The organism is Pseudoalteromonas sp. MMG005, from assembly GCF_018101015.1.
Lineage (GTDB): Bacteria > Pseudomonadota > Gammaproteobacteria > Enterobacterales > Alteromonadaceae > Pseudoalteromonas > Pseudoalteromonas aurantia.
Map to the genome: position 1 here is coordinate 30,154 of NZ_JAGJEK010000014.1, position 12,690 is coordinate 42,843.

Annotated in this window: 8 protein-coding genes; 6 read left to right on the forward strand and 2 right to left on the reverse strand. The window is 39.8% G+C overall.

Annotation, left to right across the window (positions count from 1 at the left end):
• The first annotated feature begins 77 nt into the window (after positions 1-77).
• The 5 genes from clpX (at position 78) to J8M01_RS12250 (ending at position 7,131) form a co-directional block, all read left to right on the forward strand.
• Complete coding sequence (gene clpX / locus J8M01_RS12230) at positions 78-1,367, forward strand: ATP-dependent protease ATP-binding subunit ClpX (RefSeq protein ID WP_192506776.1); 1,290 nt, start codon at positions 78-80, stop codon at positions 1,365-1,367.
• A 121-nt stretch (positions 1,368-1,488) separates the two neighbouring features.
• Entirely contained in the window at positions 1,489-3,846 is a 2,358-nt protein-coding gene (lon, locus tag J8M01_RS12235) for an endopeptidase La (protein WP_192506777.1), read from the forward strand.
• A 212-nt stretch (positions 3,847-4,058) separates the two neighbouring features.
• The gene (gene hupB / locus J8M01_RS12240) at positions 4,059-4,331 is read left to right on the forward strand and encodes a nucleoid-associated protein HU-beta (RefSeq protein ID WP_010371157.1); all 273 of its coding nucleotides are present in this window, start codon (positions 4,059-4,061) and stop codon (positions 4,329-4,331) included.
• A gap of 167 nt (positions 4,332-4,498) precedes the next feature.
• Entirely contained in the window at positions 4,499-6,409 is a 1,911-nt protein-coding gene (locus J8M01_RS12245; RefSeq protein ID WP_211058152.1) for a SurA N-terminal domain-containing protein, read from the forward strand.
• A gap of 173 nt (positions 6,410-6,582) precedes the next feature.
• Positions 6,583-7,131: a YkvA family protein gene (locus tag J8M01_RS12250; RefSeq protein ID WP_192506779.1), complete on the forward strand. Its 549-nt coding sequence runs from the start codon at positions 6,583-6,585 to the stop codon at positions 7,129-7,131.
• 381 nt (positions 7,132-7,512) lie between these two features.
• On the opposite strand, the gene J8M01_RS12255 is transcribed toward J8M01_RS12250, so the two are convergent.
• Positions 7,513-8,349, reverse strand: a complete 837-nt coding sequence (locus J8M01_RS12255) for a mechanosensitive ion channel domain-containing protein (protein ID WP_211058153.1) — start codon at positions 8,347-8,349, stop codon at positions 7,513-7,515.
• A 168-nt stretch (positions 8,350-8,517) separates the two neighbouring features.
• A complete protein-coding gene (gene barA / locus J8M01_RS12260) occupies positions 8,518-11,292 on the reverse strand; it encodes a two-component sensor histidine kinase BarA (RefSeq protein ID WP_211058154.1) in 2,775 nt (924 codons plus the stop codon).
• An 82-nt stretch (positions 11,293-11,374) separates the two neighbouring features.
• On the opposite strand from barA, the gene rlmD reads away from it, so the two are divergent.
• Complete coding sequence (gene rlmD, locus J8M01_RS12265; RefSeq protein WP_211058155.1) at positions 11,375-12,688, forward strand: 23S rRNA (uracil(1939)-C(5))-methyltransferase RlmD; 1,314 nt, start codon at positions 11,375-11,377, stop codon at positions 12,686-12,688.
• The last annotated feature ends 2 nt before the right edge of the window (positions 12,689-12,690 follow it).

Consider the following 12,690-nt stretch of genomic DNA (forward strand, 5'->3'; position numbering starts at 1 on the left):
TTGGAAAATATTTGGTATAGTGAAGTCATTGTAGATGGTTATCTAATAGGATAACGAAGAGAAAATGAGGTAGCTGAATGTCCGACACTCCAACAGACGGCGACAAAAGTAACAAACTCTTATATTGCTCATTTTGCGGTAAGAGCCAACATGAAGTTCGTAAGTTAATTGCGGGGCCTTCTGTTTATATTTGTGACGAATGCGTTGATCTGTGTAACGACATTATTCGCGAAGAAATAAAAGATATTGCGCCTAAACATGACGCAGCAGACAAATTACCAGTTCCCAAAGAGATCCGAAATCATTTGGATGATTATGTTATTGGGCAAGAGCATGCTAAAAAAGTATTGTCTGTTGCTGTATATAACCATTACAAGAGGTTAAAGAACCAGGGGCTTAACAATAAATCAGATGTTGAGCTGAGTAAAAGTAATATTCTTTTAATAGGTCCAACGGGAAGTGGTAAGACGTTACTAGCTGAAACACTCGCTCGATTGCTTGACGTGCCATTCACAATGGCTGATGCAACAACATTGACCGAAGCGGGCTATGTTGGTGAAGATGTTGAAAACATCATTCAGAAGCTTTTACAGAAGTGTGATTATGATGTAGAAAAAGCGCAGCGCGGCATTGTCTATATTGATGAAATTGATAAAATATCGAGAAAATCAGATAACCCATCTATTACCAGAGATGTTTCTGGCGAAGGTGTTCAGCAAGCATTGCTTAAACTAATAGAAGGGACTGTCGCTTCTGTTCCGCCGCAAGGTGGTCGAAAGCACCCTCAGCAAGAATTTTTGCAAGTTGATACTTCTAAAATTCTATTTATTTGTGGTGGTGCTTTTGCTGGCTTGGATAAAGTGATTGAACAACGCAGCCATAAAAATGCAGGTATTGGTTTTGGTGCTGAAGTTAAGTCAGCAGACTCTTCACGCTCTCTGAGTGAGACATTTAAAGATGTTGAGCCGGAAGATTTAGTCAAGTATGGCCTGATCCCTGAATTTATAGGTCGTCTACCTGTTGTTGCCACTCTGACAGAACTTGATGAAGATGCTTTAATTCAAATATTAAATGAACCTAAAAATGCATTGACTAAGCAGTTTGCTACGCTGTTCCAAATGGAAGATGTTGAGTTAGAGTTCCGAGAAGATGCGTTAAAAGCTATTGCACATAAAGCGATGGAACGTAAGACTGGAGCACGTGGGTTACGATCTATTGTTGAAGGTGTATTGCTAAATACAATGTATGAATTGCCTTCAGTTGATAATGTGAGCAAAGTTGTTGTTGATGAAACAGTGATAAAGGGTGAATCGGATCCAATTTTGATTTACGAAAATAGTGGTCAAGACAAAGCTGTCTCAGAGTAATACCACAGTTGAATAAAAAGGAGCCATAGGCTCCTTTTTTTATCAACATATTGAACTTTATGGTAACTATCCCCATATAGCTATCTATATTATTAAAATAACGAATTGCGAAGAGAATCAAATGACGCTTGAGAGAACGGATCGAGTCGAAATCCCTGTGTTGGCGCTACGAGATGTCGTTGTATATCCACATATGGTGATCCCATTGTTTGTTGGCCGAGAAAAGTCGATAAAATGCTTAGAAGCGGCAATGGAAAATGATAAACAAATATTTTTAGTCGCGCAAAAAGATGCGTCTGTTGATGATCCAAGTACAGACGAAATTTATGATGTAGGTACGATTGCCACCGTACTGCAACTACTTAAGTTACCGGATGGTACCGTAAAAGTACTTGTTGAAGGTACACAGCGCGCGAAGATTGATAAGTTTATAATTTCTGATGAATATTTTCTGGCTGAAGCACAGTTTGTTGAGTCTCAAGATATAGATGAACAAGAACAAGATATCTTTATTCGCAGCGCAGTGAGTCAATTTGAAGGGTATGTAAAACTCAATAAAAAAATACCACCCGAAGTACTGACATCTGTATCAGGTATTGACGAAGCTGCTCGCTTAGCGGATACAATGGCTGCGCACATGCCAATTAAGGTGCCTGAAAAACAAAAAGTATTGGAGTTGGACAGTGTCACTGGGCGATTAGAGTATTTAATGGCTTTGATGGAAGGCGAAATAGATTTATTGCAAGTTGAAAAGAAAATTCGCTCTCGTGTCAAAAAGCAAATGGAAAAGTCACAACGCGAGTACTATTTGAACGAGCAAATGAAAGCCATTCAAAAAGAGCTGGGCGAACTGGATGATGTACCTGATGAATTTGAAGCACTGAAAAAACGTATCAGTGAAGCGCAAATGCCAGCTGAAGCAGAAGAAAAAGCCACATCTGAACTTAATAAGTTGAAAATGATGTCGCCAATGTCGGCTGAAGCAACGGTAGTACGCTCATATATTGATACGATGATCAATGTGCCGTGGAAAAAGCGTTCCAAAGTGAAAAAAGATTTAGCGGGTGCGCAGAAAATACTGGATGCTGACCATTATGGCTTAGAAAAAGTCAAAGAACGTATTATTGAGTATCTTGCCGTTCAGCAGCGAATTAATAAACTTAAAGGTCCAATATTGTGTTTGGTTGGTCCTCCAGGCGTCGGTAAAACCAGTTTAGGGCAGTCTATTGCGCGTTCTACGGGACGTAAGTATGTGAGAATGGCTCTGGGTGGTGTTAGAGATGAAGCTGAAATTCGAGGCCATAGAAGAACATATATTGGTTCTATGCCAGGTAAGCTGATTCAAAGCATGAGCAAAGTAGGGGTTAAGAATCCGCTGTTTTTACTTGATGAGATTGATAAAATGTCATCAGATATGCGTGGAGATCCGGCATCTGCATTGTTAGAAGTTTTAGACCCTGAACAAAATAGTAATTTTGCTGATCACTACTTAGAAGTCGATTACGATTTATCTGATGTTATGTTTGTCGCTACGTCAAACAGTTTTAACATTCCAGGGCCATTATTAGACCGAATGGAAGTAATAAGGCTATCGGGGTATACAGAAGATGAAAAACTGAATATCTCTATTCAGCATTTAATTCCAAAGCAAGTTAAACGTAACGGTTTAAAAGCGAACGAAGTTGAAATAGAAGATAGTGCTATTATTGGAATTATCCGCTATTACACTCGTGAAGCAGGTGTACGTAATCTGGAGCGTGAAATCTCTAAACTGTGCCGCAAAGCCGTGAAAGAGATTTTACTTAATAAAGACACGCAAAAAGTAATCATCAACCAAGATAACTTAGAGTCATTTCTAGGCGTACAACGTTTTGATTATGGCAAAGCTGAAGATGGTGATCGTATCGGTCAGGTAACAGGTTTAGCATGGACTGAGGTAGGTGGTGATTTACTTACAATAGAATGTGCGGCAGTTCCAGGTAAAGGTAAATTGACATTTACTGGCTCTTTGGGTGATGTGATGCAAGAGTCTATTCAGGCAGCGATGACGGTTGTACGTAATAGAGCTGACAAGTTACGGATAAATGCAGATTTTCATGAAAAACGCGATGTACATGTGCACGTACCTGAAGGCGCCACACCAAAAGATGGGCCAAGTGCAGGTATTGCAATGGTAACTTCTTTGGTCTCTAGCTTGACGGGTAACCCTGTGCGTTCAGATGTGGCCATGACCGGTGAAATTACCTTACGTGGAGAAGTACTGCCGATCGGAGGCTTGAAAGAGAAGTTACTTGCAGCACATCGAGGGGGAATTAAGACGGTTATTATTCCAAAGATTAATGAGCGTGACTTAAAAGAAATTCCAGAGAATGTGAGAGAAGGCTTAGAAATCCACCCAGTAACTTGGATTGATGATGTATTGTCACTTGCGTTAGCTAACCCTGTTGAGAGTTTTTCTGTTGAAAACTCAAAAAAATAAGAAAAAATCGAAAAAAGTGCTGCAAAAGGGTTTTCAAATCTAAAAGGTATGTTAACTTAGGCACTGGTTCAAGCCTAGCCCTTATGTAGCCTAGGCTTGAGCAAGATTACGCATTAGAGAGTCGCTGTGATGTCTCTAGTATGAATAATAAAAGTGGTAGTTATCAAAACAAGCTCTCGCTTTTGATAATAACAATGTAAGAGGATGATATTGTGAATAAATCTCAATTAATCGATCAAATCGCAGCTGATGCTGATATTTCTAAAGCGGCCGCAGGTCGTGCGCTAGATTCGTTCATTGAATCTGTAACTGGTGCGTTAAAAGATGGTGATTCTGTAGCACTGGTTGGTTTTGGTACTTTTTCGGTGCGTGAACGCGCAGCACGCTCTGGTCGTAATCCGCAAACTGGTGAGACGATTCAAATTGCAGCGGCTAATATCCCTTCTTTCAAAGCGGGTAAAGCGTTAAAAGATGCAGTAAACTAATCCACTTGGATTTTTAGCGCGGTTTTACACTGTTTCACACTATTTGCATTTCAAAGCCGTGTGTTGCTTCAAGAAAAAAAGCGTATCTGATAAGATACGCTTTTTTTACATTAGCAAGAAACTTCTAAAGCGCGTATGTGCTTTGGCTTAGATAAGAGAAAGAACAAATGCTTGAAAAGATCAGAGAGGGCTCTCAAGGCCCAGTAGCCAAAATTATTCTTGGTGCAGTAATCTTGTCTTTTGCTCTAGCAGGGATCGGTGGTTACCTAGGTCAAACCACAGAGCAACCTGTTGCAGAAGTCAATGGAATAAAAATTAGTCAAACAGATTTTGCAAGGGCATACCAAAATGAACGGGCTCGATTAGAGCAGCAGTTTGGAGAATACTTTGCACAAATTTCGTCAGATCCGACTTATATGGCACAAATTCGTAAAGGGGTAGTTGATAGACTGGTTCAACAAGAATTACAAAATCAACTCGCCATTGAGCTTGGCCTACGAGTGAGTGATGAACAAGTGAAGCAAGCCATTGTTGAAATGCCTTACTTCCAATTGGGTGGTGAGTTTAGTAATGAGCGCTATTTACAAGTAATACGTCAAATGAACTTCCAACCAGATACTTTTCGTGAATATTTACGTGAAGAAATGACTCGCTCTCAATTGGTTTCGGCAGTTGCAGGTACTGAGTTTGTTTTATCAAATGAGCTAAAAAGCACGGTTGCTCTGCAGCAACAAACGCGCGCACTTGATTATATTGTCTTAAGTAAAGACAAAGTTAAAGACCAAGTATCAATTGATGAAGATGCAGTATCGAATTACTACGAGTTAAATCAAGATAAATATCAATCAGCAGAACAAGTTTCAGTACAATATTTAGAGCTTAAGGCCGATAATGTTGAGCCTGAAACGGCCATTACTGATGCAGATGTGCTTGCGTATTATGAAGAAAGTAAAACACAATACTTAGAGCCTGAAAAACGTCGTGTTTCACATATATTAATCGATAATAGTGAAGATGATGCGACGGCCAATACTAAAGCACAAGACTTGTTGTCACAGTTACGCTCAGGCACAGAGTTTTCTGAATTAGCAAGTACGCAGTCAGATGACATTGTCAGCGCAGAGTTAGGCGGTGATTTAGATTGGATCGAACGTGATATGATGGATCCTGAGTTTGAAACTGCAGCATTTGCACTAGAAAATGTTGGTGATATCTCAGAAGTTGTAACATCAGAATTTGGTTATCATATTATTCAATTGACGGATATTGAGCGTGAAGAAATTCAACCGTTCGATGAGGTTAAGGCAGACTTACGAGCTGAGTTAGAAAAGAACGCAAAAGTTGATGCATTTTATCAAAAGCAAACTGAAATTGCTGAGTTGGCGTTTGAAATGTCTGACTCACTTGAAGATGCGGCGTTGGCTGCGGGTGTTGAGCTTAAATCAACGGCGTTGATTAATCGCTCAGTACTACCAGCACCATTAAATACGCCAGCAGTAACACGTACGCTATTTACTCCAGAGCTACTAGAAGATCGAGTGAACTCGGAAGTCTTGGAAATTGGTGCAGAGCATATTATTGTTGTTCGAGTGTTAGATTATGCCGCTGCTGCAACAAAACCGTTTGATGGGGTTAAAGCGGAAATCGAAACAACGCTTGTTAACGAAAAAGCATCAGAGCTGATCAATGAGCGAGCTAAAACTTTATTCAGTGCATTGCAAGGCGGTAAGCTATTATCTGATATTGCTACGGAAGAAGGCGTTGAATTGAACTCAGAAGCTGCCTTAGCACGTCAAACTTACTCGGTTGCACCCGCCATTGTGACAGAGGTATTTAAACTTCCTCATCCGGCGGATGAAAAGTTTGAAATGGCTGTTGTTGCCTTGAATAATGGAGATGCGGCTTTAGTACAATTGAAAAAGGTTAACGAGGTTGAGCTTTCAGTGGAAATTGATGAACAACAGAAGCAAAGCATCACAAATACTCAGATTAACAAAAATTACTTAGCGTTTGTTAACGCACTTGAAGCTAAAGCGGATGTGACACGTCCACAAATTCAGGTATCAGAGCAAAATTAACTGGGCTAGGGTCAACTATTTTAAAAAGGGCATCGATTTGATGCCCTTTTTTATGACTACTAGTAGGAGATAATGCTTTGCTATGATTTCATATTGTATTGTTTAATGGCATAGTTTAAGTAACGACATATGTTGTTAAATATTATAGAAGATAAAGGACTCTGGGGAATATTATGCCAATAGAAATTAATTTCGAACTATCAGATGCAGACTTAGCGCATTTTAAAACAATGATGCAAAATGTTATTGCTAAGAGCAATCATACCAATGAAGAAGAAATAATTAGTAAAGCCCGAAAACTCATATTAGAAATGGAGCAAGCTGAGTTACCAGAGTTTGTTCGAACTCGAATGACATCACTTGCGTTGTTGATTGATGCAGTGCAAGACGTTGAATGGCAAGTACCAGAAGAAGAGAAGAAAGCCATTATTCTATCTTTGGCATATTTCAGTGAACCTGAAGACGTAGTGCCAGATCACATTCCAGGTTTGGGTTATATTGATGACGCAATAATGATTGAATTAGTGTTACAAGATTTATCGCTGGATCTCAGAGCTTACAGAGAATTTTGTAGCTTTAGGGCAACGGAAGAAGCGCGTCGAGGCGACGAAGCAAAAGTAGATAGAGAAAGCTGGCTTGAAGGTACTCGCTCGCAACTGCGTGCGACGATGCGACGAAACCGGAAATCTGCAAAGCCGCGATTATTATCTCGCATTATGTAAGTTTATCACATGTAGTTTGGTCGAGTTCTAACGACCAGGCTACATTTATTTATCGTGGGACTTAGATCACTGCTAACAGTCGCTCCCGAGATTGGCTTAGCTAACCCTATGCAAGTAGTCTTTGCAGTGTTGTGTGCGCTCAAATTACCTTCTTCATATATATTACTCAGTAAGTTTCTTGTTTATTAGGATACGGATTTCATATTAAAAGGGTCAAATATTGATGAGTGAGGTGAAAAACCAACCTTGTATGACACATCAGTGGAGAGTATTCGAAGTAATTGACTTAAGAAGACAAGCGTTTTTTGGGTTTAAGTCGGTTTCAAATATAGCTTGCAAAGCCGCTAGTGAGCACCAACGGCTACAAACAATGGTCGCTTTCTAAGATGACTTATCAATAATATGCACATCTCTTTGTGGAAATGGAATAGCAATGTCAGCTTGATCTAATGCTGGTTTTATCGCTCGATTAATATCAAAATATACATCCCAATAGTCCTCTGTTTTACACCATACTCTTAGGGTTAAATCAATAGAACTGTCTCCATACCCTGTGACACCGACAAAAGGCTCTGGGGTTTTGAGTACTGAATTATTTTCTAACGCCATATTTGTGAGAGCTTTCTCTGCATCATCAACCGATGCTGAGTAACTTATGCCAACACTGAGGTCAACACGTCTAATTGACTCATGGGTGATGTTTTTAATTTTCTCACTTGCTAAAGGTCCGTTAGGCAAAATTACACGACGGTTATCCAATGTGGTTAAAAATGTACAAAATACATCGATAGCTTCAACAACGCCTTCTTCCCCTTGAGCCACAATATAGTCACCGACTTGAAAAGGCTTAAAAATTAGAATGAGCACACCTCCTGCAAAATTAGACAGACTACCTTGTAAGGCTAAGCCTATTGCTAACCCCGCAGCACCTAAAATAGCAATGAAAGAGGTTGTTTGTACGCCGATCATAGAGATAACAGAAATGAACAAGCAGGCTTTTAAGAGTACTGTAGCCATACTGCATAACCATTTACGTAAAGACACGTTAAATTCTTTCTTTTGTAGCAAGAAGTCAACGCCCTTGCCAATCAGCGAGATGACCCAGAGGCCGATAATGAGTGTTAATATTGCTAACACGATTTTTGGGGCATATAAAATTGCCATTTCAATAACGGTGTTTAGAAGGTGTTCGACATCTATTTGGGAAAAGTCCATCATATAGGTTTCTCTTTGTGTTTATAGTTAGAAAGCACTAATAATTGTAGCTGAGTTATTAATTTTTGTTCGTTGTTGTTATGGAAGAATGCTTTGAAGAGGAGCAGACACTGAGTGCTGATAAGTTTCTTATCAGCACTATAGACTTAAATAATGTAAAGTTAGTGCGCGTTACATGTCGGAGGTATTGGTGGCAATTTGTGAGTCGCGTTCTAAGTTATCCAATTCATCTAAAAGTTCAAAAAGCTCAGGCTCAATGTCACTAACTGCTACTTGCTTTTTCAAACCTGTTTCTAAAGCTTCTGCTAATTTTTTAAGTTTAGGCACACCGGTATAACAGCATGCTCCGTGGAATTTATGAATCACACTTAATAGCTGTTCACTATCGTTTTGCTCTTGTGCTTGGTGAATATTTGTTTTTGTTTCAGTAATACTGTTTAGTAGCATATTTAACATTTCAATTGCCAAATCTGGTTTTCCTCCCGCATGTTGTAATGCTAACGGCCAATCCAGCAATTCACTGATAAAAGGAGGGCGACTTACTGTGAGTTGAGACTTGTTTCTGGGTACTGACGATGGTGTCGTTTGGCCATAGTCACAAATGGTTTGTTTAAGCATATCTTCATCAATAGGTTTGGTCAGATAGCCACTGAATCCGTCTTTTAATAGTTGGTTTTTTTCACCTGAGAGGGCATGGGCAGTTACTGCAATAATGGGGGTTTCTTCATTGAGTGATGCTTCCTTAATCGTTTTACACGCGGTGATACCGTCCATTATCGGCATTTGTATATCCATAAAAACTAAATCGTATTTATGCATTTTACATAGGCTAACAGCTTGGGAGCCATTGTGCGCCGTATCGATGGCTTCAATTTGCTCAGAGAGTAAGGTAGAAAGCAGCTTTAAGTTGGCATCATTATCATCCGCGATAAGCGCTTTCAAGGGCAGTATTTGCTCTCGGTTTTCTTCAATCCCAATACTAGGGTGATCAAGGCGATAGGGGGCTGCGAGAACTTCGCATAGTTTTCTGTGATTGAGTGGTTTACTCAAGCAAGCATCGGCGCCACTGCCGATAAGGGATTCACGCATATTATGCGATATGGTATTGAGCATGAGGTATAGGTAATCGGCAGATTCTCGGGCTTTACTAATATAGCCCTTTACGGTTTGCATATGCTCAACGCTTGCCATGTTGCCAATGAGACAAACATCAAAATTAAAATCCTGTGTCAGAGCTGCGAAAAATTCATCTTCAGTTTGACAGGCAGTAACTTGCATTTCCCATTCATGAAGTTGTGCTACAACAGAATAATGGGTATGTTCTTGTGGTTCAAAGTACAGCACTCGCTTATTATGGAGTGAACCGCATGGTAAATCGTCGTTATAGAGGCGGTTGGGTAATTCAAAAACGGAGTTGAATGTAAAGCATGTGCCGCTTCCAGATGCTGAGTTGAGCGTGATCCTACCTTTCATCGCTTCAACGATGTGCTTGGTTATGATAAGCCCTAAGCCCGTTCCGCCAAACTTTCGAGTGATACTAGAGTCAGCTTGCCCAAATGGAGTAAATAAGGCATCTTGTTTATCCATCGCAATGCCCACACCGGTATCACTGATCGACACTAAAAGAGATGCGTGCGTTTCGTTAAGTAACCGATGACTAATATCGACCTTCACGGAACCTTGCTCGGTAAACTTGATGGCATTACTGATCAAATTAATTAAGATTTGTTTTAATCTAGTTGGATCACCTACCAAGTTATCGGGTACTTGTCTATTTATTGAAATAGATAACTCTAGTTGTTTATCATGTGCACTCGGCGCAAGTAGGGTCATCACTTCATTGACAGCATCACGTAGCTGAAATTGAATGTTTTCCAAATCCATAGCACCCGCTTCGAGTTTTGAGAAGTCTAAGATATCACTGATAATAGTCAGTAGACTATTTGCAGATAATTCAATGGTATCTAAGTAGTCTTTTTGGTGTTTATTAAGGGGGGTTTTATATAACTGTCGGGTAAAACCGATGACACCGTTGAGAGGCGTGCGCAACTCATGGCTCATTTTTGCTAAAAAGTCGGATTTTACGCGGTTGGCATCTTGAGCCTCTTTCTTGGCAATGTTTAACTGGATATTTTGTGTTTCATATTGTTCTAATGTTTCACGATAATCACTGGTGGCCTGATCAATGTGTTTTTGCATTTCGTCACGTTGACCTGTCATTTTATTATTTATTGTGTTCAAGCCTTGTCGAAGAAGTTCAAATTCACCTTGCATGTGACCTTGTATACCGATATCACGTTTACCTTCAACAAGTTTATCCGTTGCTAACAGTAACCTTGAAAGTGGCATAGTGAACATTCGGCTGACCCGTAATGACAGTAATGCACTGAGCAAGATAGCAATGAGTATAATGCTACTGCTTAAAATAAGGGCATGTTGCTGAGAGATTAATGCTTGGTCTTGACTTATTTCTACTGCCAAAATAGCAAGCGTGTCAGGGTGAGCTTCGCTCCAATCATTAGTGTGCTTGGCATAGTGTTTTATAGGTGTGTAAAAGACGAAGGTATCAGCGAGTTTTATCATTTCCGTTTGATGTAGCTGACTTGCGTCCCCTAAATAATACAATTTATTAAATTTTTCATGAAAATTGCTCGTCAGCAACAATTGATTGTCCAGATCGAATACGGAGATACTTTTAACTAAAGGCGCATGTTTGTTATGCGCCGTGCTTAAAACGCGATGTAAGTTAATGCGATCTTGAGAAACAATACTGTGTTCTGTCGCAATCGCGAGAGGTTCTGAAATACTGCTACCTTGTTGATTGAGAATTTGTTCAAGCTCAACATAGCGATTTACGGTAAAATAGCCTCCTAAGATTAAGCCGATCAGTACCGTCGGAATTAAAGTCAGAATAAGAATGCTATCACGCAGGCTAAATTTGGTCATCTGAGGCAGTTAGTCACAGTAATTATTTTGACTTTAGGTTATCGATTTCAGCGCTGATAAGCAATGTTTAAGGGGCAATGTTATGGCACAGATTTTTCGTCCAAAAAAGCGGACAGTAGATAAGCAAGCTATTGAAGTAAAAATACATTCGCTAGACCACCAAGGTCGTGGTGTTGCTAATCATAAAGGCAAAGTGTGTTTTGTCGAGGGAGCCTTGGTAAATGAACGGGTAAAAGCGCAAGTTTTGCAGGATAAGTCTAAATTAATTGAAGCTAAAACACTTCAAGTAATTGAGCCGAGCAATGAACGTGTCACGCCGTTCTGCCGCGACAATGACACATGTGGCGGATGTCAGACACAACACTTGGTACTTTCTTCACAGCTTTTTCATAAACAACAGGCGGTTGATAAGCTTTTTCAAAAATTTGCACAATATGATGTAGAATGTTGGCAACCCGCTATTGAAAGCAAATCTAAGTATTACAGACGCAGTGCGCGTATAGCGTGTTTCTATGATAAAGGGAATAAGCTTCTGAAATTAGGCTTTCGTGGTTTTAAGAGTAAGAAAATCGTTGAGGTAAAAAACTGTCAGGTTCTAACCGGCCATTTTGATAATATCTTTGAAGACTTGAGAGCGTTATTAAATAGCCGAGATGGTTATTGCTCTGTTAGTCATGTTCAATTATGTGATGCCGATAATGGCCAATTCGTACTGCTAAGGCATACAAAAAGTATTACGGCCCGCGATAAAGATTATCTGGAAGAGAAAAGTCACGTTTTGGGCTGGAAAATAGTATGGGATAATGGTGATAAAGTGTCAGAGCTTAACGAACTGCCCTATTATATTGCAGATGATGTGCGTTTTAATTTTACATTGGATAATTTTGTACAGGTTAATGCTGAAGTAAATACGGCAATGTTGATGCAAGCATTGATGTGGTTAGAGGTATCTTATAGCGATAGGGTATTAGATTTATTCTGTGGTATTGGTAATTTCTCTTTATTGCTCGCAAAACGAGCAAACAGTGTCATTGGTGTTGAAGGCTCAGCCTCATCTGTTGCAATGGCTAAACAAAATGCGCAAACTAATCATATAGAAAATGCAGAGTTCCATTGTTTTGACTTAACACAGGATATGGCGCAAGCGCCATGGTTTGACCAAAGTGCAAAGGTATTGGTGTTAGACCCTTCACGTACGGGAGCATTTGGCATATTGCAGCAAATGCCATTAACGCAATTCAATAAAGTACTTTATGTATCATGTGATCCAGTAACATTAGCCAGAGATAGCAAATTATTGCTAGATAGTGGGCTTTCACTTGTGAAAGTAGGGTTGATGAATATGTTCCCACATACAGGGCATATCGAAACAATGGCGTTATTCCAAAGGAGATAGTA

Bases quoted from the DNA above. Each gene is read 5' to 3' on its own strand.
- clpX (WP_192506776.1), top strand. From the start codon at position 78: ATGTCCGACACTCCAACAGACGGCGACAAAAGTAACAAACTCTTATAT.
- lon (WP_192506777.1), top strand. From the start codon at position 1,489: ATGACGCTTGAGAGAACGGATCGAGTCGAAATCCCTGTGTTGGCGCTA.
- J8M01_RS12245 (WP_211058152.1), top strand. From the start codon at position 4,499: ATGCTTGAAAAGATCAGAGAGGGCTCTCAAGGCCCAGTAGCCAAAATT.
- J8M01_RS12250 (WP_192506779.1), top strand. From the start codon at position 6,583: ATGCCAATAGAAATTAATTTCGAACTATCAGATGCAGACTTAGCGCAT.
- J8M01_RS12255 (WP_211058153.1), bottom strand. From the start codon at position 8,349: ATGATGGACTTTTCCCAAATAGATGTCGAACACCTTCTAAACACCGTT.
- barA (WP_211058154.1), bottom strand. From the start codon at position 11,292: ATGACCAAATTTAGCCTGCGTGATAGCATTCTTATTCTGACTTTAATT.
- rlmD (WP_211058155.1), top strand. From the start codon at position 11,375: ATGGCACAGATTTTTCGTCCAAAAAAGCGGACAGTAGATAAGCAAGCT.